General features: G+C 66.1%; 12 protein-coding genes. 8 read left to right on the plus strand and 4 right to left on the minus strand.

Features of this window, described 5'->3' with window-relative positions; genetic code table 11:
• Positions 1–29: 29 nt before the first annotated feature.
• Together ilvE and glnE are read right to left on the minus strand one after the other, a co-directional pair.
• Positions 30–953 carry a branched-chain-amino-acid transaminase gene (ilvE, locus tag OEJ36_RS25005; protein ID WP_021219812.1) on the minus strand — a complete coding sequence of 308 codons (924 nt, stop codon included), beginning with the start codon at positions 951–953 and terminating at the stop codon, positions 30–32.
• 187 nt (positions 954–1140) lie between these two features.
• A complete protein-coding gene (gene glnE / locus OEJ36_RS25010; RefSeq protein ID WP_263403817.1) occupies positions 1141–4089 on the minus strand; it encodes a bifunctional [glutamate--ammonia ligase]-adenylyl-L-tyrosine phosphorylase/[glutamate--ammonia-ligase] adenylyltransferase in 2949 nt (982 codons plus the stop codon).
• Positions 4090–4326: 237 nt separating this feature from the next.
• Here glnE and aceE point away from each other — a divergent pair, with 237 nt between their 5' ends.
• Together aceE and aceF are read left to right on the plus strand one after the other, a co-directional pair.
• On the plus strand, positions 4327–6972 hold the full coding sequence (gene aceE / locus OEJ36_RS25015) for a pyruvate dehydrogenase (acetyl-transferring), homodimeric type (protein WP_263403818.1): 2646 nt from the start codon (positions 4327–4329) through the stop codon (positions 6970–6972).
• A gap of 11 nt (positions 6973–6983) precedes the next feature.
• Entirely contained in the window at positions 6984–8966 is a 1983-nt protein-coding gene (gene aceF / locus OEJ36_RS25020; RefSeq protein WP_263403819.1) for a dihydrolipoyllysine-residue acetyltransferase, read from the plus strand.
• A 218-nt stretch (positions 8967–9184) separates the two neighbouring features.
• Here aceF and OEJ36_RS25025 read toward each other — a convergent pair whose 3' ends face one another.
• The gene (locus tag OEJ36_RS25025) at positions 9185–9715 is read right to left on the minus strand and encodes a hypothetical protein (protein WP_263403820.1); all 531 of its coding nucleotides are present in this window, start codon (positions 9713–9715) and stop codon (positions 9185–9187) included.
• Positions 9716–9793: 78 nt separating this feature from the next.
• On the opposite strand from OEJ36_RS25025, the gene OEJ36_RS25030 reads away from it, so the two are divergent.
• Positions 9794–12490, plus strand: a complete 2697-nt coding sequence (locus OEJ36_RS25030) for a putative bifunctional diguanylate cyclase/phosphodiesterase (RefSeq protein WP_263403821.1) — start codon at positions 9794–9796, stop codon at positions 12488–12490.
• A 63-nt stretch (positions 12491–12553) separates the two neighbouring features.
• Positions 12554–13201, plus strand: coding sequence for a peptide-methionine (S)-S-oxide reductase MsrA (gene msrA, locus OEJ36_RS25035; protein ID WP_263403822.1), 648 nt, complete (start codon positions 12554–12556; stop codon positions 13199–13201).
• A 145-nt stretch (positions 13202–13346) separates the two neighbouring features.
• Here msrA and OEJ36_RS25040 read toward each other — a convergent pair whose 3' ends face one another.
• Positions 13347–14186 carry a 23S rRNA (adenine(2030)-N(6))-methyltransferase RlmJ gene (locus OEJ36_RS25040; protein ID WP_263403823.1) on the minus strand — a complete coding sequence of 280 codons (840 nt, stop codon included), beginning with the start codon at positions 14184–14186 and terminating at the stop codon, positions 13347–13349.
• 139 nt (positions 14187–14325) lie between these two features.
• Here OEJ36_RS25040 and OEJ36_RS25045 point away from each other — a divergent pair, with 139 nt between their 5' ends.
• From OEJ36_RS25045 to selO, 4 genes are all read left to right on the plus strand, one after another.
• The gene (locus OEJ36_RS25045; RefSeq protein ID WP_263403824.1) at positions 14326–16128 is read left to right on the plus strand and encodes an acyl-CoA dehydrogenase; all 1803 of its coding nucleotides are present in this window, start codon (positions 14326–14328) and stop codon (positions 16126–16128) included.
• A gap of 310 nt (positions 16129–16438) precedes the next feature.
• A complete protein-coding gene (locus OEJ36_RS25050) occupies positions 16439–18187 on the plus strand; it encodes a potassium/proton antiporter (protein ID WP_263403825.1) in 1749 nt (582 codons plus the stop codon).
• 79 nt (positions 18188–18266) lie between these two features.
• Positions 18267–21581, plus strand: coding sequence for a mechanosensitive channel MscK (gene mscK, locus OEJ36_RS25055; protein WP_263403826.1), 3315 nt, complete (start codon positions 18267–18269; stop codon positions 21579–21581).
• Between the two features lie 70 nt (positions 21582–21651).
• The gene (gene selO / locus OEJ36_RS25060) at positions 21652–23112 is read left to right on the plus strand and encodes a protein adenylyltransferase SelO (RefSeq protein ID WP_263403827.1); all 1461 of its coding nucleotides are present in this window, start codon (positions 21652–21654) and stop codon (positions 23110–23112) included.
• The last annotated feature ends 5 nt before the right edge of the window (positions 23113–23117 follow it).

The following is a 23117-nucleotide window of genomic DNA, read 5'->3' on the forward strand; positions in this document are numbered from 1 at the left end:
TGCGGCTTGCACTTTGCAGCCTTGTCTATTTATTTGACCAGGGTGCGCCACTCGGCGTGCGCGGCGGTCTTGCCGGTCACCAGGTCGAAGTAGGCCTTCTGCAGCTTCTCGGTCACCGGACCACGGCTGCCGATGCCGATCTTGCGGCCGTCGACTTCGCGAATCGGGGTGACTTCAGCGGCGGTGCCGGTGAAGAAGGCTTCGTCGGCGATGTACACCTCGTCACGGGTGATGCGCTTCTCGACCAGCTTCAGGCCCTGCTCTTCGGCCAGGCGCAGCACGGTGTTGCGGGTGATGCCGTTGAGGCAGGCGGTCACTTCGGGGGTGTAGAGCACACCGTCCTTGATGATGAAGATGTTCTCGCCGGAACCCTCGGCCACGTAGCCTTCCGGGTCCAGCATCATGGCCTCGTCGGCGCCGCCGGAAATGGCTTCCTGCAGGGCCAGCATCGAGTTGATGTAGGCACCATTGGACTTGGCGCGGGTCATGGAGATGTTCACGTGGTGGCGGGTGAAGGAGCTGGTGCGCACCTTGATGCCCTTCTGCAGCGCTTCCTCGCCCATGTACGCACCCCAGTTCCAGGCGGCGACGATGACGTGGACCTTCAGGCCGGTGGCACGCAGGCCCATGCCTTCGCTTCCGTAGAACACCATCGGGCGGATGTAGGCGCTTTCGAGGTTGTTCTCACGCACGGCGGCGCGGGTGGCCTCGTTGATCTGATCCTTGGTCCACGGGATCTGCATGTTCATGATGTGAGCGGAGTCGAACAGGCGGTCGGTGTGCGCCTGCAGGCGGAAGATCGCCGTGCCGTCCGGGGTGTTGTAGGCGCGCACGCCTTCGAACACGCCCATCCCGTAGTGCAGGGTATGGGTCAGTACGTGAGTGGTCGCTTCGCGCCACGGCACCAGTTCGCCGTCATACCAGATCACGCCATCACGATCGGCCATCGACATATTTGCCAGCTCCTCAAGGATTCGATTGATTCAGCTCGGCGAGTTAGCAGGCTGCTGAAAAACTAACTGCGTTGCCGCTACGGCGTTGAAAACGCCCTCAAAATGCTCATTTACCACACGTAAACTGCGCTTTTTCGGCCGTTCTCGCCTTGTATCGGCTGCCTCGTCTACGTTCTTCAACGGCCTGTTAGCTCAAGCCCAACTCACGCCAGATCCGCATCACGCCTTGGCGCTCCGCGTGGAACTGGTCACCACTCACTACGCCCGGCTGCTTCTGCAACGCCTGCCGGTGGGCGGCGGAGCGATAGGCCTTGTAGGCCTCCTGCAGCAGGCTGACCGCTTCACCGGACAGCAACCCGACCTGCTCGAGGCCGTCGAGAATGCGGATGTTATCGGTGTAGCGCACCAGCTCCGGGTGCTGTCGCGACCAGGCAAGGGCCGCATATTGCACCATAAATTCGATATCGACGATACCGCCGGCGTCCTGCTTCAGATCGAAGGGAGCCGTGGTTTCGAAGGCGTTCGCAGCGGTTCCCGCCGCGGTCTCGCGCGTTCCCAGGGTGGTGCGCATCTTCGCCCGCATCTCGCTGACCTCCTGGCGCAGGGTGTCCAGCTCGCGCTCGCGGCCGAGCACCGCCAGGCGCACCGCCTCGAAGGCCGTTGCCACGCGCTTGCAGCCCACCAGCACGCGGGCACGCACCAGCGCCTGGTGCTCCCAGGTCCAGGCCTCGTTCTCCTGGTAGCGCTGGAAGGCGCCCAGGGAGCTCACCAGCAGGCCCGCCGCACCTGAGGGGCGCAGGCGCATGTCCACTTCGTAGAGCGAGCCGGAGGTGGTCTGGGTGGTGAGCAGGTGGATGATTCGCTGGCCCAGGCGGGTGAAGAACTGGGCGCCGTCTATGGGCTTCTCGCCATCGGTTTCGGCCTGGGGGTCGCCATCGTGGATGAACACCAGGTCGAGGTCGGAACCGTGGCCGAACTCCAGGCCGCCGACCTTGCCGTAGCCGACGATGATGAAGTCCGGGTCGCAGTCGCTGCCATCGGCACGATGGGGCGCGCCGTGGCGGGCCACGGTATGGCGCCATGCCAGGGCCAGTACCTGGTCGAGAATGGCCTCGGCCAGCCAGGTCAGGTAGTCGCTGACCTTCATCAGCGGCAGCGTTCCGGCGATCTCGGAGGCCGCCACCCGCAGGCTGTGGGCCAGCTTGAAATGGCGCAGGGCCTCCATCTGCTGCTCGAGGTCGTCCTCGGGGATGCGGGTCAGTCGCTCGCGCAGCTCGGCCGCCAGCTCGGGTGCCAGCGGCGGGTGATAGAGGCGGCCCTCGTTGAGCAACTCGTCCAGCAACAGCGGATAGCGGGCGATCTGTTCGGCGATCCAGGGGCTGGCGGCGCAGAGGGTGATCAGGCGCTCCAGGGCACCGGGGTTCTCGCTCAGCAGAACCAGATAGGCCGAACGCCGGGCCACCTTCTCCACCAGCGGCAGCACGCGCTCCAGCACCAGATCAGGGTTGGCGTGTTCGCTGGCCATGGTCAGCAGGCGCGGGATGAAGGCGTCCATGCGCTCGCGACCGAGGCGCTGCATGGCCCGCAGCTGCGGGCCGTTGCGCAGGTCGATCAGGCGCTTCATGGCCGCCAACGGGTCGAGGAAGCCGGATTCGCTCAGCTGCCGGCAGGCGCTCTCTTCATCCAGGGCGTCTTCCCACAGCGGCAGCCACTCGCCGCCGATGCAGGCGTCCTGCGGGCCGGCGTCCTCGTCTTCGTCCGGGTCGGCGATGACCTGGTGGAAGTGCCACTCGACACGACCGCGCCAATACATCAGCCGTTCATGGAAGGCCGCCCAGTCATCGAAGCCCATGATGAAGGCGACGCGGGCACGATCCAGGTCGTTGTCCGGCAGCATCTGCGTCTGCCGGTCGGCAATGGCCTGCAGGGCGTGTTCGGTGTAGCGCAGGAAGGCATAGCCATCGCGCAGCTCGGCCACCACGGCCGGCGGCAGGTAGCCCTGCCCTTCCAGGGTGGCCAGCACCTTGAGCAACGGCCGCTGCTGCAGGCTCAGGTCACGCCCGCCATGGATGAGCTGGAAGGCCTGGGCGATGAACTCCACCTCGCGGATGCCGCCGGAGCCGAGCTTGACGTTCTCGGTCATGCCCTTGCGGCGCACTTCCTGCTGGATCAGCTGCTTCATCGAGCGCAGCGCTTCGATGGCCGAGAAGTCCAGATAGCGGCGATAGACGAAGGGCCGCAGCATCTCCAGCAACTGCGCGCCGGCCTGCTGGTCACCACCAACCACCCGCGCCTTGATCATCGCGTAGCGTTCCCAGTCGCGGCCCTGGTCCTGGTAGTACTGCTCCAGCGCATTGAAGCTGAGCACCAGCCCGCCGGACGAGCCGTAGGGGCGCAAGCGCATGTCGACGCGGAAGACGAAGCCGTCGACGGTGATGGCATCCAGCGCCTTGATCAGCTTCTGGCCGAGGCGGATGAAGAACTCCTGGTTATCCAGGGCACGCTTGGCGCCCTCGGTCTCGCCGCCTTCCGGGTAGCCGAAGATCAGGTCGATGTCCGAGGACAGGTTCAACTCGTGGGCGCCCAGCTTGCCCATGCCGAGGATGACCATGTGCTGCGGCAGCCCGGAGCGGCGCCCGGTGGGGGTGCCGAACTGCGCGCAATGGCGCTCGTAGAGCCAGTGGTAGGCGCGGTCGATGCAAGCGTCGGCGAGATCGGAAAGGTCGCGGCAGGTTTCCGCGAGGTCCGCCTGGCGGGTCAGGTCGCGCCAGATGATGCGCACCTGCTGGCGGTTGCGAAAGCGCCTCAGGCGGCGCGCCAGCTCGTCTTCACTCTCGCACTCAGCAAGAACTGAATCCAATTGTGTACACAATTCATTGGATTTAAGTGTACATTCCAGCTCGCCCGATTCCGCCAGCTGCATGAGCATCGCCGGATCGCGCTGCGCCTGCTCGGCCACGAAGTCACTGGCCGCGCACACCCGCTGGAATGCCTGCTGCCGTTCGTCGGGCCAGCCCTCGAACACCTGCTGCGGAGATTCCGGCAGGCCCTCCCCAGCGGAGGTGAAAGCCTGGCGCGCACGGTCGGCGAGCGATTGCAGTTGCGGGGGAAGGGCGACAAGCGGGGGCAGGCTCATGGTCTATCCTGTGATCGGCGTACGCCGGGCCTGTGGTTGCTGGCCTTGCACCGCCCATCTGTAGTTTTACTACGAAAGATTGTGTCCAGAGTGCTGAAACGGCCGTCGAAATGTAGTAAAACTACACAAGGCCGGTTCGACCCCCGGTAAATCCAAGAATTAGCTTCTGCCCGCCCAAAAGGCTGGCAGTGAACATAGGCGTCCGATTCTGGAAGCCTTTCCGCCCTGGAGCAAGCCATGCAAGACCTCGATCCCGTCGAAACCCAGGAATGGCTGGACGCCCTGGAATCGGTTCTCGACAAAGAAGGCGAAGACCGCGCGCATTACCTGATGACCCGTATGGGTGAACTCGCTACCCGTAGCGGTTCGCAGCTTCCTTATGCCATCACCACGCCCTATCGCAACACGATCCCCGTCACCCACGAAGCACGCATGCCTGGCGACCTGTTCATGGAACGCCGCATTCGCTCGCTGGTACGCTGGAACGCGCTGGCCATGGTCATGCGCACCAACCTGAAGGACTCCGACCTGGGCGGTCACATCTCCAGCTTCGCGTCCTCGGCGACCCTCTACGACATTGGCTTCAACTACTTCTTCCAGGCCCCGACCGACGAACACGGCGGCGACCTGATCTACTTCCAGGGCCACGCCTCCCCCGGTGTCTACGCCCGCGCCTTCATGGAAGGCCGCATCACCGAAGACCAGATGAACAACTTCCGCCAGGAAGTCGATGGCAAGGGCCTGTCGTCCTATCCGCACCCCTGGCTGATGCCGGACTTCTGGCAGTTCCCCACCGTATCCATGGGCCTCGGCCCGATCCAGGCGATCTACCAGGCACGCTTCATGAAGTACCTGGAAAGCCGCGGCTTCATCCCCGCCGGCAAGCAGAAGGTCTGGTGCTTCATGGGCGACGGCGAGTGCGACGAGCCGGAATCCCTCGGCGCCATCTCCCTGGCCGGCCGCGAGAAGCTCGACAACCTGATCTTCGTCATCAACTGCAACCTGCAGCGCCTCGACGGCCCGGTTCGCGGCAACGGCAAGATCATCCAGGAACTCGAAGGCGTGTTCCGTGGCGCCCAGTGGAACGTCAACAAGGTCATCTGGGGTCGCTTCTGGGACCCGCTGCTGGCCAAGGACGTCGACGGCATCCTGCAGCGCCGCATGGACGAAGTCATCGACGGCGAGTACCAGAACTACAAGGCCAAGGACGGCGCGTTCGTCCGTGAGCACTTCTTCAACACCCCCGAGCTCAAGGCGATGGTCGCCGACCTCTCCGACGACGAGATCTGGAAGCTCAACCGTGGCGGCCACGACCCGTACAAGGTCTATGCGGCCTACCACCAGGCGGTCAACCACAAGGACCAGCCCACCGTTATCCTGGCCAAGACCATCAAGGGTTATGGCACCGGTGCCGGCGAAGCGAAGAACACCGCGCACAACACCAAGAAGGTCGATGTCGACAGCCTGAAGTCGTTCCGCGACCGCTTCGACATCCCGGTGAAGGACGACGAGCTGGAGAACCTGCCCTTCTTCAAACCCGAAGAAGGCAGCGCCGAAGCCCGTTACCTGAGCGAGCGCCGTGCCGCACTGGGTGGTTTCGTGCCCCAGCGTCGCGCCAAGAGCTTCAGCATCCCGACCCCGCCGCTGGATACCCTCAAGGCCATCCTCGACGGCTCCGGCGACCGTGAAATCTCCACCACCATGGCCTTCGTGCGGATCCTCTCGCAGCTGGTCAAGGACAAGGAAATCGGCCAGCGCATCGTCCCCATCATCCCGGACGAAGCCCGTACCTTCGGCATGGAAGGCATGTTCCGCCAACTGGGCATCTACTCCTCCGTCGGCCAGCTCTACGAGCCCGTCGACAAGGACCAGGTGATGTTCTACCGCGAGGACAAGAAGGGCCAGATCCTCGAGGAAGGCATCAACGAAGCGGGCGCCATGAGCTCCTTCATCGCCGCCGGCACCTCGTACTCCAGCCACAACCAGCCGATGCTGCCGTTCTACATCTTCTATTCGATGTTCGGCTTCCAGCGTATCGGCGACCTGGCCTGGGCCGCTGGCGACAGCCGCACCCGTGGCTTCCTGATCGGCGGCACCGCCGGCCGCACCACGCTCAACGGCGAAGGCCTGCAGCACGAGGACGGCCACAGCCACATGCTGGCCGGCACCATCCCCAACTGCCGCACCTTCGACCCCACCTATGGCTATGAGCTCGCGGTGATCATCCGCGAAGGCATGCGCCAGATGACCGAAGAGCAGCAGGACGTCTTCTACTACATCACCGTGATGAACGAGGCCTACACCCAGCCCGCGATGCCGGCCGGTGTCGAGGAAGGCATCATCAAGGGCATGTACCTGCTCGAAGAGGACAAGAAGGAGGCAGCGCACCACGTGCAGCTGCTGGGCTCGGGCACCATCCTGCGCGAAGTCCGCGAAGCGGCGAAGATCCTCCGCGACGAGTTCAACGTCGGCGCCGATGTCTGGAGCGTCACCAGCTTCAACGAACTGCGCCGCGATGGCCTGGCCATCGAACGCCACAACCGCCTGCACCCGGGCCAGAAGCCCAAGTCGACCTACGTCGAGCAGTGCCTGAATGGCCGCAAGGGTCCGGTCGTGGCCTCCACCGACTACATGAAGCTGTTCGCCGAACAGATTCGTCAGTGGGTGCCGAGCAAGGAATTCAAGGTCCTGGGTACCGACGGCTTTGGCCGCAGCGACAGCCGCAAGAAGCTGCGCCACTTCTTCGAAGTGGACCGCTACTGGGTTGTCCTGGCGGCACTGGAAGCCCTCGCGGATCGCGGCGACATCGAACCGAAAGTGGTGGCCGAGGCCATCGCCAAGTTCGGCATCGACCCCGATAAGCGCAACCCCCTGGACTGCTGAGGAGACGCATTGTGAGTGAGTTGATCCGCGTACCCGATATCGGCGGCGAAGGCGAAGTGATCGAGATTCTGGTCAAGGTCGGCGACCGCGTCGAAGCCGACCAGAGCCTGGTCACCCTGGAATCCGACAAGGCCAGCATGGAAGTCCCCTCGCCCAAGGCCGGCGTGGTGAAAAGCCTGAAGGTGAAGATCGGCGACCGCCTCAAGGAAGGCGACGACCTGATCGAACTGGACATCGAGGGCGCCGCTGCTGCGGCACCCGCGGCCCAGGCACCGGCAGCCGCCCCCAAGGCGGAAGAGAAGCCCGCTGCCGCACCGGCACCGGCGGCCCCCGCCAGTGAAAGCGTCCAGGACGTTCACGTCCCGGACATCGGTTCCGACAGCAAGGCCAAGGTCATCGAAGTCCTGGTCAAGGCCGGCGATCGCGTCGAAGCCGACCAGAGCCTGATCACCCTGGAATCCGACAAGGCCAGCATGGAGATCCCCTCGCCCGCCGCTGGCGTGGTCGAGAGCGTCGTGGTCCAGCTGGACGCCGAAGTCGGCACCGGCGACCTGATCATCAAGCTGCGCGTTGCAGGCGCTGCACCCGCTGCCGCCAAGGCCGCCGAGGCACCCGCCGCCGCGCCGGCACCGGCCCAGGCTCCCGCAGCGGCTCCGGCCGCTCCGGCTGCCGAATCGGTGCAGGACGTCCACGTCCCGGACATCGGCTCCGACAGCAAGGCCAAGGTCATCGAGATTCTGGTCAAGGCCGGCGACAGCGTCGAAGCCGACCAGAGCCTGATCACCCTGGAATCCGACAAGGCCAGCATGGAGATCCCCTCGCCCGCCGCTGGCGTGGTCGAGAGCATCGTGGTCAAGCTGGACGCCGAGGTCGGCACCGGCGACCTGATCCTCAAGCTGCGCACCCAGGGTTCCGCCCCGGCCGCCGCTCCGGCCCCTGCCGCGCAGGACAGCCAACCGGTCCATCGCGTACCGGCAGGCGCCAGCCCGGCCGTTGCCGCCGAGGTCAACGCCATCGCCTCGCTGTCGGCCGCTGCCGCCGGTAGCGCCGGCGCCCCGGCCCGCTCCAACGGCGCCAAGGTCCATGCCGGCCCGGCGGTGCGCCAACTGGCCCGTGAGTTCGGCGTCGAGCTGAGCGCGGTCACCGCGACCGGCCCGCACGGCCGCGTGCTCAAGGAAGACGTGCAAGCCTACGTCAAGGCCGTGATGCAGAAGTCCAAGGAGGCCCCGGCGGCTGCCGCAGGCGCCACCGGCGGTGCCGGCATTCCGCCGATCCCCACAGTGGACTTCAGCAAGTTCGGTGAAATCGAAGAAGTGGCGATGACCCGCCTGATGCAGGTCGGCGCCGCCAACCTGCACCGCAGCTGGCTCAACGTCCCGCACGTGACCCAGTTCGATTCCTCCGACATCACCGAGCTGGAAGCCTTCCGCGTCGCCCAGAAAGCCGTGGCCGAGAAAGCCGGCGTCAAGCTGACCGTGCTGCCGCTGCTGCTGAAAGCCTGCGCCTACCTGCTCAAGGAACTGCCGGACTTCAACAGCTCCCTGGCCCCCAGTGGCAAGGCGCTGATCCGCAAGAAGTACGTGCACATCGGCTTCGCCGTGGACACCCCGGACGGCCTGCTGGTCCCGGTGATCCGCAACGTCGACCAGAAGAGCCTGCTGCAACTGGCTGCCGAAGCCGCTGCCCTGGCCGAGAAAGCCCGGACCAAGAAGCTCTCGGCGGACGACATGCAAGGCGCCTGCTTCACCATCTCCAGCCTCGGCCACATTGGCGGCACCGGCTTCACGCCGATCGTCAACGCGCCGGAAGTGGCGATCCTCGGCGTGTCCAAGGCCACCATCCAGCCGGTCTGGGACGGCAAGGCCTTCCAGCCGCGCCTGATGCTGCCGCTGTCGCTGTCCTATGACCACCGCGTGATCAACGGCGCCGCCGCCGCGCGCTTCACCAAGCGCCTGGGCGACGTGCTGGCGGACATCCGCACCATGCTGCTGTAAACCTTTGCTTCATCGCGAGCACGCCATGCTCGTACCTCAACCCCGCCCGATTCGGCGGGGTTTTTTTTGCCTGGATTAAGAGGATGTAAGCGCCGGACGACGCCCACGCCCCGGCCTGCGGCGGCCCGCATCGCGTCATTGAGGAGGAATGATTGATCGGGGAAAACCAGGCGAAACCCACTCGCGGCTGCCAGTGGGTTTCGGCGCTGCAGCCGGGATCAGCCCTTCTGCAGATTGCGGATCAGGAAGCTGAAGGCCTTGGCCAGCTGCCCGGCACCATCGAGATCCCGGACGATGGTCAGCATCGGCTCCGTGGAGCCGGGCACGTTGAGCACGCAGGCCTGGCCTTCGCGAGGGCACGAGTAGCTGATGCTCGGGTCGACGCCGAACACCGGCAACAGGCGGTTGTGTACCGAAACCCCGGTGCCCGAGGTGGCACGCACCTCTTCGCGCAGCATCAGCTCGCCCGGCTTGGCCAGGCTCACCTGGTATTCCAGGTCGCGGCGGTCGCTGGAGCCCACCTGGTAGCCGGCGCTCAGGGCGTAGGTTTTGAGCAGCGCATTGGTGTGCGCGAACAGCGCCTTGCGCTCGTCGTCGGTCAGGTAGAGACGCTTGATTTCCGTCAGGTAACGGGTCTGTTCGGCGCTGCTGAGAACAGGCTCAGGAGCGGCCGCCGAGACCGGTGATAAAAAAAACAGCCCACATAGCACCAAAGCCCCACCAAGTTGTCTTGTCAGCCCCATCCGCATGATGCACCCTTGCCCGACGCCATAATATGAAGTGGGCCGAGGCCCGACTCGGTCAGCATACTGGAACCCACCCGCCCGATGAAAAGCCATCCCGATGCCGCCAGCCGTACGGTGGCCGAGGTTGTGACGCAGTTGCCAGTCCCTTCGCGGCTTGGCCTCATGCGTTTCGAGCGGCTCAACGAGGCCAGCTGGGCGCTGCTGTTCCTCGACCCCAATTGCGAACGCCAGATCGGCCTGCCCGCCACCGAGCTCTGCGCCCTGGTCGGCTCGCCCTATGCCAGCCTGATGTCCCCCGAAGCGCGCTACCGCCTGCATGACGAAATCCAGCGTCAGTTGACCGGCAGCGCCAGCTATCAGGTGCAGTACGACCTGCACACCCCCGACGGCGTGCGCACCATCCTCGAACTCGGCGAAGCCTTCCAGCAGCACGGCCGCAACCTGCTGCGCGGTTACCTGCTGCCGGTGGAGGTCGACGACAGTGAAGACGACGACCAGCGCCTCAGCGAACTGGAAGCCCAGAACCAGCGGCTGAAAAGCTCCCTGGACCTCTACCAGCGCTCCCAGGAAGACCACCTGCAGCACCTGATCCGCTCCCGCGCCCAGCAGAGCCTGATCGTGCGCCTGGCCCGCCACCGCTACGGCCCGGGCGACCCGGCCCTGGAAGCGGCCAAGCTGATCACCCAGGCCGCCTGCGAGGCCTACGAGGTTTCCCGTGCCTCGCTGTGGATGTTCGATGGCGACCTGCTGCGCGCCATCACCCTCTACCGGCGCGACCAGGACCAACACGAACACCCGAAATCCATCGACGTCAGCCGCTACCCGCTCTACCTCGAAGCCCTGCACAGCGGCCGCGCCATCGACGCCCACAACGCCCAGCGCGACCCGCGCACCATCGAACTGGTGGACGACTACCTCAAGCCCCAGGGTGTCGTCGCCCTGCTCGATGCCAGCGTGCGCATCGGTGGCGAGGTGGTCGGTGTGCTGTGCCTGGAGCACACCGGCGGCCAGCGCGTCTGGCAGACCGATGAAATCGCCTTCGCCGGCGAGCTGGCCGACCAGTTCGCCCAGGTCCTGGTCAACCAGCAACGCCTCGACGCCACCAATGCCCTGCACCTGTTCCAGCGCGCTGTCGAACAGAGCGCCAGCGCCTTCCTGCTGGTGGACCGCGACGGCCTGGTGGAATACGTCAACCCCAGCTTCACCGCCATCACCCAGTACAGCTCGGATGAAGTCCACGGCCGCCGCCTCTCCGAGCTGCCGGCCCTGGAAAACCTCAGCGACCTGCTGTTCGACGCCCGCTCCAGCCTCACCACCAGCAACAGCTGGCAGGGTGAGTTCCGCAGCCGGCGCAAGAACCTCGAGCCGTACTGGGGCCAGCTGTCGATTTCCAAGGTGTTCGGCGAGAACGGCGAACTGACGCACTACATCGGCATCTACGAGGACGTCACCCACAACAAGCTGGCCCAGCAGCGCATCGAGAAGCTGGCCTACACCGACAACCTCACCGGGCTGGGCAACCGTCCCTACTTCATCCGCAGCCTCGAAGAGCGCTTCCAGAGCGACCACGAGTCGCCCCTCTGCCTGCTGCTGGTGGACATCGACAACTTCAAGCGCATCAACGACAGCCTCGGCCACCAGACCGGCGACAAACTGCTGGTCAGCCTCGCCCGCCGGCTGCGCAACACCCTCAGCCAGGGCGACATCCTTGCGCGCTTCGCCAGCAACGAATTCGCCGTGCTGCTCGATGGCGCCGACCTGGAGAGCGGGCAGAAGACCGCCGGGCAGATCCTCCACACCCTCGACAAGCCGCTGTTCGTCGACAACCAGCTGATCAGCGTCACCGGCTCCCTGGGCCTGGCCTGCGCGCCCCAGCACGGGCGTGACCCGCAGACCCTGATGAAGCACGCCGGCCTCGCCCTGCACAAGGCCAAGGCCAACGGCAAGCACCAGCTGCAGCTGTTCACCGAAACCCTCAACGCCGAAGCCAGCTACAAGCTGTTCGTCGAGAACAACCTGCGCCGCGCCCTGGCGCAGAACGAGCTGGAAGTCTTCTACCAGCCCAAGCTGTGCCTGAAGTCCGGGCAACTGCTGGGCATGGAGGCGCTGCTGCGCTGGCAGCACCCGGAGCGCGGCATGATCCGCCCCGACCAGTTCATCAGCGTCGCCGAGGAAACCGGGATGATCATCCCCATCGGCAAATGGGTGATCCGCGAAGCCTGCCGCATGAGCCGGCGCCTCAGCGCCTCGGGCATGGGCGATGTGCAGGTGGCGATCAACCTGTCGCCCAAGCAGTTCAGCGACCCGGACCTGGTGGGTTCCATCGCCGCCATCCTCCACGAGGAGCAACTGCCCTCGGGCCTGCTGGAACTGGAACTGACCGAAGGCCTGCTGCTGGAAGCCACCGACGACACCAAGCACCAGCTCAACCGCCTCAAGACCCTGGGCCTGACGCTGGCCATGGACGACTTCGGCACCGGCTACTCGTCCCTCAGCTACCTGAAGAAGTTCCCGATCGACGTCATCAAGATCGACCGCAGCTTCATCAAGGACATCCCCGACAACCAGGACGACATGGAAATCACCTCCGCGGTGATCGCCATGGCCCACAACCTCAAGCTCAAGGTCGTCGCCGAAGGCATCGAGAGCGCCTCCCAGCTGGCCTTCCTCCGCCGCCAGCGCTGCGACGTCGGCCAGGGCTACCTGTTCGACCAGCCCATTCCGGGGCACCTGCTGCTGGAAAGCCTGCGCCGCTACCCCTGCCGCCCACGGAGTTGAGCCTGCTGTAACATCGGCGACTCCCGCGGGTCTATCGACCAGCCACCCAATCAGGAGAACGCCATGGTCCTGCGCTCGCAGATCCTCGCTCACAAAATCGAGCTGCCCACGGCGGCACAGGCGCTGCCCGGCCGTGAATCGCCGATGCCGGTGCCCGACGCCCACTTCGTCAACGGCCGCCCGCTGCAAGCCCCCTTCCCCGCCCACCTGCAGCAGGCGGTATTCGGTCTCGGCTGCTTCTGGGGCGCCGAGCGGCGCTTCTGGCAACAGGAAGGCGTCTGGTCCACCGCAGTCGGCTACGCCGGCGGCCACACCCCGAACCCGACCTACGACGAAGTCTGCTCCGGCCTCACCGGCCACACCGAAGTGGTGCTGGTGGTGTTCGACCCGCAGGTGATCAGCTACGAAAAACTGCTCTCGGTGTTCTGGGAAGCCCACAACCCGACCCAGGGCATGCGCCAGGGCAACGACATCGGCACCCAGTACCGCTCGGCCATCTACTGCAGCGACGCCGCCCAGCTGGAAGCCGCCAAGGCTAGCGAAGCGCGCTTCCAGGCCGAACTGAGCAACTCAGGCTTCGGCGCCATCACCACCGAAATCGACGAAGCCCCGACCTTCTATTACGCCGAGGCGTATCACCAGCAGTACCTGGCGAAGAATCCGGGGGGTTACTGTGGGTTGGGGGGGACTGGGGTTTGTATGCCGGCCTGACGGCCGGGAGAGGGGAGTTGCAAGCTACAAGCTGCAAGTAGGAGCCAGAGCGGTCACTGCTTTTAGCTTGCGGCTTGCGGCTTATAGCTTGCCGCTCCCTGAACTTGCCGCTTGCAGCTTGAAACTTGTATCTGGCGCGCAGCGCCTACTTCTCCGCAATAATCCAATCCAACCGCCAACCACCCTGACTCTGCGCAAGCTTTTCGCTCAACCAGGGCAGCAGTTGGCGCAGTTCCTCTTCCAGTCCCCATGGCGGGTTGGCGATGGCCAGGCCCGAGCCGTTGAGGCCGAGGGCGTTGTCCGCCGGGTGCACCATCAGTTCCACGCGCAGCAGCTTGGGTGCGCCGGAGGCTTCCAGGCCCTGGTAGAAGCGCTTGAGCTGGCGCTGGTCCTTGATCGGGTACCAGATCGCCACGACTGTCTGGCGCATGCGACCGATGGCTTCCTTCAGCGCAGTGACGCAGCGCTCCAGCTCGTCGGCTTTCTCGAAGGGCGGGTCGATCAGCATCAGCGCGCGCTTCTCCGCCGTGGGCAGCAGGGCGCGGGGCAGGTGCCAGCCTTCGCCCAGGTGCACGGCAACGCGGCGGTCGCCGGCCATGTTCTCCTTCAGCGCCTGGCCGTCTTCCGGGTGCTTTTCGTTCAGGTGCAGGCGGTCCTGCGGGCGGGTCAGCTGGCGTGCCAGCTCCGGCGAACCGGGGTAGTGGCGCAGCGCGCCATCGGGGTTCAGGGCGTGCAGCACGCCGAGGTAGTCCACCATCAGTTCCGGCAGGTCGGGCTGGCCCCAGAGCCGGCCGATGCCCTCCTCCCACTCCCCGGTGCGGTTGGCCTGGTCGCCGGCCAGGTCGTAAAGGCCGACACCGGCGTGGCTGTCGAGGTAGGCGAAGGGCGCCTCCTTGCGTGACAGCAGGGCGATCAGGCGGGCCAGGGTCAGGTGTTTGAGCACATCGGCGTGGTTGCCGGCATGAAAGGCGTGACGGTAGTTCATGGTGTTGGAATCCTCGCGAGGCGCGCAGTTTAACAGCCACGACGCTGGCCGGGTTTTGCCGCTTTATCACCCTTATGGATGTTGCTAGGCGACCTTCATTCACCGATCTAGACTCCGACGATCCAACCGGAGATCCGACATGTCCGAGACCCTGCTCAGTTCCCGCAACCTGGCCTTCGAACTCTACGAAGTGCTGGACGCCGAAGCCCTGACCCAGCGCGAGCGCTTCGCCGACCACAACCGCGAAACCTTCGACGCCGCCATCGGCACCGCCCGCAGCATCGCCGAGAAATACTTCGCCCCGCACAACCGCAAGGGCGACGAGAACGAGCCGGAGTACCACAACGGCGCCGCCACGCTGATCCCGGAAGTGAAGCCCGCCGTCGACGCCTTCCTCGAAGCCGGCTTCCTCAACGCCACCCGCAGCTTCGAACAGGGCGGCATGCAACTGCCCACGCTGCTGTCCCAGGCCTGCTTCGCCCACTTCCAGTCGGCCAACGTCGGCAGTTCGGCCTACCCCTTCCTGACCATGGGCGCGGCCAACCTGATCGAGAGCTTCGGCAGCGACGAACAGAAGCAGCGCTTCCTGCAGCCGATGATCGACGGCAAGTTCTTCGGCACCATGGCGCTCACCGAGCCCCACGCCGGCTCCTCGCTGTCGGACATCCGCACCCGCGCCGAACCGGCCGGTGACGGTACCTACCGCATCAAGGGCAACAAGATCTTCATCTCCGGCGGCGACCACCCGCTGTCGGACAACATCGTGCACATGGTGCTGGCCAAGCTGCCGGACGCCCCCGCCGGGGTCAAAGGCATCTCGTTGTTCATCGTGCCCAAGTTCCTGGTCAACGACGACGGATCCCTCGGCAAGCGCAACGACGTGATCCTCGCCGGCCTGTTCCACAAGATGGGCTACCGCGGCACCACCTCCACCGCCTTGAACTTCGGCGACAACGGCGACTGCGTCGGCTACCTGGTGGGCAAGCCCCACGCCGGCCTGTCCTACATGTTCCAGATGATGAACGAGGCGCGCATCGGCGTCGGCATGGGCGCAGTGATGCTCGGCTACGCCGGCTACCTCTACTCCCTGGAATACGCCCGCGAGCGCCCCCAGGGCCGCCTGCCCGACGGCAAGGACCCCACCAGCGCCCAGGTGGCGATCATCGAGCACGCCGACGTGCGCCGCATGCTGCTGACCCAGAAGGCTTATGTGGAAGGCGCCTTCGACCTCGGCCTGTACTCGGCCCGCCTGTTCGACGACACCCAGACCCTCGCCACCGAGGAGGAGCGCAAGCAGGCCCACGAGCTGCTCGACCTGCTCACCCCCATCGTCAAATCCTGGCCCTCGGAGTTCTGCCTCAAGGCCAACGAACTGGCGGTGCAGATCCTCGGCGGCCACGGCTACACCCGCGAATACCCGGTGGAGCAGTACTACCGCGACAACCGCCTCAACCCCATCCATGAAGGCACCCACGGCATCCAGTCCCTGGACCTGCTGGGCCGCAAGGTGGCGCAGAACAACGGTGCCGGCCTCAAGCAGCTGACCCGCCTGATCAACGACACCTGCCAGCGCGCCAGCGCCCACGGCTCCCTCGACGCCCTGCGCCAGCCGCTGGAGCAACTGGTGTCGCGCCTCTCCGCCGTGACCCTGTCTCTGCTCGGCGACCTGATGCAGGGCAAGGTCAACCAGGCCCTGGCCAACTCCGCGCTGTACCTCAACGCCTTTGGCCATGCGGTGATCGGCTGGCGCTGGCTGGAACAGGCGATCCGCGCCGAAGAAGGCCTGGCCCGCGGCAATGCCGCCGACGCCGACTTCTACAAGGGCAAGCTGCAGGCCGCGCGTTACTTCCTCACCTGGGAAGTGCCGGGGGTGCACCACGCCCTGGCCATTCTCGAAGCCCGCGACGACACCTGCCTGGAAATGCGCGACGCCTGGTTCTGATTTCAACTTTTCAGGGTTTCCCTGCCCCGCGCACATGCGGGGCTTTTTTTGCCTGCGGATCGGGGCGTCAGGCTCGCCCATGCCCTGATCGCGCCGGAACAACCGCCGGCGCCCGCACCCGGGGCAAGAATCCTGACCGCCTGGTCGAAACGACGAACGAGGGCGTCGGTCGCGCTCAAAAAAACCTGTGGATTTATGCCGATCAGCGCTTGCGGCGCGTTGCGGGTAGCAGGTTAGAATCCGGCTGGCATGCACGCTGCATGCATCCCTCCAGCGTCACCCCCACCATCATTGCCAGGAGCTTCAATACGTGGATGCAGCCACCATCAATAGCCTGTTCCTGATCGGCGCGTTGCTGGTCGGCGCAAGCATTCTGGTGAGCTCGGTTTCCTCGCGCCTGGGTATCCCCATCCTGGTCATCATTCTTGCCGTCGGCATGGTCGCCGGTATCGATGGTCCGGGCGGCATCGGCTTCAGCAACTACCCGCTGGCCTACCTGGTGGGCAACCTGGCGCTGGCCATCATCCTCCTCGACGGCGGCCTGCGCACACGGGTCTCCAGCTTCCGCGTGGCCTTGTGGCCGGCGCTGTCGCTGGCCACGGTCGGCGTCCTGATCACCACCGGGCTGACCGGCATGGCCGCGGCCTGGCTGTTCGACCTCGACATCATGCAAGGCCTGCTGATCGGCGCCATCGTCGGCTCCACCGACGCCGCGGCGGTGTTCTCCCTGCTCGGCGGCAAGGGCCTAAACGAACGGGTCACCGCCACCCTGGAGATCGAGTCCGGCAGCAACGACCCCATGGCGGTGTTCCTCACCGTCACCCTGATCGACATGCTGGCCAAGGGGCAGAGCGAAATCAGCCTGTCCTTCCTCGGCCACCTGGTCAGCGAGTTCGGCATCGGCGCGCTGCTCGGCCTCGGCGGCGGCTGGGTGCTGCTGCAGCTGATCAACCGCATCAACCTGCCCAACGGCCTCTACCCGCTGCTGGTGGTGAGTGGCGGCCTGCTGGTATTCGCCCTGACCAACTTCCTGCACGGCAGCGGCATCCTCGCCGCTTACCTCTGCGGCCTGGTGCTGGGCAACCGCCCGATCCGCTCGCGCCACAGCATCCTGCACATGCTCGATGGCATGGCCTGGCTGGCGCAGATCGGCATGTTCCTGGTGCTGGGCCTGCTGGTAACGCCCCATGACCTGCTGCCCATCGCCATCCCCGCCCTGGGCCTGGCGCTGTGGATGATCCTCTTCGCCCGCCCGCTGTCGGTGATGATCGGGCTGATCCCCTTCCGCGCCTTCCATGACCGAGAAAAGGCCTTCATCGCCTGGGTCGGCCTGCGCGGCGCGGTGCCCATCATCCTCGCGGTGTTCCCGATGATGGCCGGCCTGCCCCACTCGCAGCTGTACTTCAACCTGGCCTTCTTCATCGTCCTCGTCTCCCTGCTGCTGCAGGGCGCCAGCCTGCCGCTGGCGGCCAAGCTGCTGCGGGTGACGGTACCGCCGGAGCCGGCGCCCATCTCCCGCGCCGGGCTGGAGATCCACCCCACCAGCGAGTGGGAGCTGTTCGTCTACCGCCTGGGCGCGGAAAAATGGTGCATCGGCGCCGCCCTGCGCGAGCTGAAGATGCCCGAAGGCACCCGCATCGCCGCACTGTTCCGGGGCACCGAACTGCTCCACCCCTCGGGCAGTACCGTGCTGGAAGCGGGCGACATCCTCTGCGTGGTCGGCCACGAGCACGACCTCTCCGCCCTCGGCAAGCTGTTCAGCCAGGCCCCCCAGCGTGGCCTCGACCTGCGCTTCTTCGGCGACTTCGTCCTCGAAGGCGATGCCCAGCTCTCGGCCGTCGCCTCGCTCTACGGCCTCAAGCTGGAGAACATCGACGGCAGCCAGGCCCTCGGGCGCTTCATCTCCCACGAGATCGGCGGCGAGCCCATCGTCGGCGACCAGGTGGAGTGGAACGGCCTGACCTGGACCGTCGCCCTGATGGAAGGGAACAAGGTGCGCAAGGTGGGCGTCAAATTCCCCGAAGGTCACGGGCGTCCAGGCCCCGGACTGTTCCTCTGAAGGCGCGGCACGTCCCACCACGGGCGCCGCGCCTGGCATATCATTAACCGCACTTTTTCCAGAGCCGCACCCAGCGACCATGTCTTTCCTGCGCCCCCTCATTGCCGCCGCCTTCATCGGCCTATGCCTCGGTGTCACCAGCCTGCACGCCGCCGAGCCCCCCACCAGCGCCAAGGTCCAGCAGAGCCTGGATACCCTCGCCGAGCGCAAGCTGTCCGAAGCCGACCAGAAGGCCCTGCAGCAGGTACTGGAGCAGACCCTGACGCTGCTGGACAACGAAGCCGAAAGCGAAAAGCGCCTGGCCGACCTCAAGCGCCAGCTGGCCGACGCCCCGCGCCAGACCAGCGACGCCCAGCGTGATTTCGCCCGCCTCAAGGCCAGCAAGCCGGTGGATGTCGGCGAGCGCTACGGCAAATCCTCCCTGGCCCAGCTGGACCAGCAGCTCAACCAGCGCAGCACCCAGCTGGCCGACTGGCAGAAGGACCTGGCCGAGGCCAACAGCCTGATCATCACCGCCCAGACCCGCCCCGAGCGCGCCCAGGCCGAGATCGCCAGCAACCAGGCCCGCACCCAGCAGATCAACGCCATCCTCAAGATCGGCAAGGAAGGCGGCAAGGCGCTCTCCGAAGAGCAGCGCGACCAGTACAACGCCGAGCTCGCCGCCCTGGATGCCCAGACCCAGTTGCGCCGCCAGGAGCTGGCCGGCAACAGCCTGCTGCAGGACCTCGGCAACAGCCGCCGCGACCTGCTGGTGGAGCGCATCCATCGCCTGGAGCAGGAAACCCAGGCCCTGCAATCGCTGATCAACGACAAGCGCCGGGAAAGCTCCGAGCAGACCGTCGCCGAGCTCTCCCGCGAGGCGCAGAAGGCCACGCCGGACAGTCTGCTGGCCGCCGAAAGCTCCACCAACCTGAAGATCTCCGATTACCTTCTGCGCTCCACCGACCGCCTCAACGAGCTGACGCAGCAGAACCTGCAGACCCGCCAGCAGCTGGACACCCTTAGCCAGGCCGACCAGGCCCTGGAAGAGCAGATCAGCGTGCTCAAGGGCAGCCTGCTGCTGTCGAAGATCCTCTACCAGCAGAAGCAGGCCCTGCCGCGGCTGAAGCTCGACGGCGACCTGGCCGACGAAATCGCCGACATCCGCCTCTACCAGTTCGAACTCAGCCAGCAGCGCGACAAGCTCAACAACCCCCAGGCCTATGTCGACGACCTGCTGTCCCGCCAGCCCGCCGACCAGGTCACCCCGGAGCTGCGCGCCACCCTGCTCGACCTGGCCACCACCCGCACCGAGCTGTTCGACCGCCTGAGCCGCGAGCTCAACGCCCTGCTCAACGAATCCATCACCCTGCAGCTCAACCAGAAGCAGCTGCAAAGCACCTCCCAGGCGCTGCGCGCGACCCTGGAAGAGCAGATGTTCTGGATTCCCAGCAACAAGCCGCTGGACCTTTCCTGGATCAAGAACGCCCCGCACTACCTGCAACGCCAGCTCGCCGACGTACCCTGGGGTTCCGGCCTGGCCGAACTGGGTGAAGGCCTGGTGGACCGCCCCTGGCTGTTCATTCCGCTGCTGCTGATGATCGGCGCGCTGCTGTGGCGGCGCAGCTGGATCTACGCCAAACTCACCGACCTGCACCAGGACATCGGCCACTACAAGCGCGACAGCCAGATGCACACGCCTTTGGCCTTGCTGCTGAACATCCTCCTGGCCCTGCCGGTGACCCTGTTCCTCGCCCTCTGCGGCCTGGCCCTGCAGATCGACGCCCGTGGCCAGAACGCCACCCTCGGCGCCGCGCTGATGGAGATGGCCCAGGCCTGGCTGGTGTTCTACACCCTGTACCGCATCCTCTCCCCGGGCGGCGTCGCCGAGCTGCACTTCCGCTGGCCGCGCCCGCAGGTGTCCCTGCTGAGCAAGCAGATCCGTCGCCTCGGCATGGTCGTGATGGCCCTGGTGGCCGTGGTCACCGTCGCCGAGCACCAGCCCCAGGCCCTGGCCGAGGACGTGATCGGCATCATCGTCGTCATCTCCTGCTACGCCCTGATGGCCTTGGTATTGAGCAACCTGCTGCTGGCCGAGCCGATGCGCGAGCACACCTCGCCCTTCCGCTTCCTCATCGGCCTGGGCTTCACCCTGCTGCCGCTGGCGTTCATCGTCGCCGTGGGCTTCGGCTACTACTACACCTCGCTCAAGCTCACCGACCGTCTGATCAACACCCTCTACCTGCTGATCCTCACGCTGGTGATCGAGGCCGCCTTCGTCCGTGGCCTGGCCGTGGCCGCCCGGCGCCTGGCCTATGCCCGTGCCCTGGCCAAGCGCCAGGCGCAGACCAAGGAGAACGCCGAGGGCGAGGAAGTGGCGGTGGAAGAGCCGACCCTCGACATCGAGCAGGTCAACCAGCAGTCCCTGCGCCTGATCCGCCTGGCCCTGCTCGGCACCTTCATCGCCGCCATGTACCTGGTCTGGGCCGACCTGATCAGCGTCTTCGCCTACCTCGACGAAGTGACCCTCTACCAGTACGCCGCCGGCACCGGCGACGCCGCCACCCAGGTGCCCATCAGCCTGCTCGACGTGCTCGGCGCGCTGATCATCGCCGGCATCACCACGGTGCTCGCGCGCAACCTGCCCGGCCTGCTGGAAGTGCTGGTGCTGTCGCGCCTGAGGCTCGCCCAGGGCAGCGCCTACGCCACCACCACCCTGCTCTCCTATGCCATCGCCGGCATCGGCTTCGTCAGTGCCCTGTCCACCCTCGGGGTCAGTTGGGACAAGCTGCAGTGGCTGGTGGCCGCGCTCTCGGTGGGTATCGGCTTCGGCATGCAGGCGATCTTCGCCAACTTCATCTCCGGCCTGATCCTGCTGTTCGAGCGCCCGGTGCGCATCGGCGACCTGGTGACCATCGGCACCGTCACCGGCACGGTGAACCGCATCCGCATCCGCGCCACCCACATCACCGACAGCGACCGCAAGGAAGTGATAGTCCCCAACCAGACCTTCCTCACCAGCCAGTTGATCAACTGGACGCTGACCGACACCGTCACCCGCATCGTGCTGGTCTACAACGTCAACCGCGGCGCCGACCTGGAACTGGTGCGCAAGCTGCTGCTGCAGGCCACCCAGGAGAACACCCGCGTGCTGCGCGACCCGGCCCCCAACGTGCAGTTGAAGACCTACGGCGCCACCACCCTGGAGCACGAGCTGAAGATCTACGTGCGCGAACTGGGCGACCGTGGCCTGGCCACCGACGAGCTGAACCGGCGCATCGACCAGCTGTTCCAGGAACACAACATCAACATCTCCTCGGTGCCGAAGATGGACGTCATCCTCAGCCGCAAGGTCGAGGCCCACGCCCCGGTCGAGAAAGCCGCGGCCGACGCCGCCGAAGAGCGGGCCAAGTAGGCCGCCGCCACGCGGGGACCACCGGTCCCCGCGACTTCCCCCGGCTCCGGCCGCGTGACAAGCTGAGCCCATGAAAAGACTCGACGACCTGCAGTTCGACAACCGCTTCGCCCGCCTGGGCGATGCCTTCTCCACCGAAGTCCTGCCCGACCCGCTGGCCGACCCGCACCTGGTGGTGGCGAGCCCGGCGGCCATGGCGCTGCTCGACCTGGACCCGGCCGAGGCCGACACGCCGGTGTTCGCCGAGCTCTTCGCCGGGCACAAGCTGTGGTCCGACGCGGCCCCGCGCGCCATGGTCTATTCCGGGCATCAGTTCGGCAGCTACAACCCGCGCCTCGGCGATGGCCGCGGCCTGCTGCTGGGCGAGGTGGTCAACGACGCTGGCGAGCACTGGGACCTGCACCTCAAGGGCGCGGGCCAGACGCCCTACTCGCGCATGGGCGACGGCCGCGCGGTACTGCGCAGCTCGATCCGCGAGTTCCTCGCCAGCGAACACCTGCACGCCCTGGGCATCCCCAGCAGCCGCGCGCTGTGCGTCACCGGCTCCAGCACCCCGGTGTACCGCGAGAAGAAGGAAAGCGGCGCCATGGTCATGCGCCTGGCCCCCAGCCACGTGCGCTTCGGCCACTTCGAGTACTTCTACTACACCCGCCAGCACGAGCAGTTGAAGACCCTCGGCGAGCACGTGCTGGCCTGCCATTTCCCCGAGTGCCTCGACGCCGACGAGCCCTGGCTGGCGATGTTCCGTACGGTGATCGAGCGCAACGCCGAGATGATCGCCGGCTGGCAGGCCTATGGCTTCTGCCACGGGGTGATGAACACCGACAACATGTCGATCCTCGGCATCACCTTCGACTACGGCCCCTACGCCTTCCTCGACGACTTCGACGCCAACCACATCTGCAACCACTCCGACGACAGCGGGCGCTACAGCTTCAGCAACCAGGTGCCCATCGCCCACTGGAACCTCGCCGCCCTGGCCCAGGCACTCACGCCGCACATCGCCGTGGAAGCCCTGCGCGAGGCGCTGGAGCTGTTCCTGCCGCTGTACCAGGCCGCCTGGCTGGACCGCATGCGCCGGCGCCTGGGCTTCACCCAGGCAGAGGATGGCGACGAAGCGCTGGTGCAGCGCCTGCTGCAACTGATGCAGACCAGCGCCGTGGACTACACCCTGTTCTTCCGCCGCCTGGGCGACAGCGCGCCCGAGCAGGCGGTGGCCGTGCTGCGGGACGATTTCGTCGACCTCGCCGGCTTCGACGCCTGGGCCGCACAGTACGTCGAGCGCGCCGCGCGCGAAGGCGCCGACCAGAACGCCCGTCGCCAGCGCATGCACGCGGTGAACCCCAAGTACATCCTGCGCAACTACCTGGCCCAGCGCGCCATCGAGGCCGCCGAGCGTGGCGACTACAGCGAGGTGCGCCAGCTGCACGACGTGCTCGCCCGCCCGTTCGACGAGCAGCCGGGCATGGAACGCTACGCCGAGCGCCCCCCCGAATGGGGCAAGCACCTGGAAATCAGCTGCTCTTCCTGAGCCCC

This window comes from Pseudomonas sp. PDM13 (genome assembly GCF_025685765.1).
GTDB lineage: Bacteria > Pseudomonadota > Gammaproteobacteria > Pseudomonadales > Pseudomonadaceae > Metapseudomonas > Metapseudomonas solani.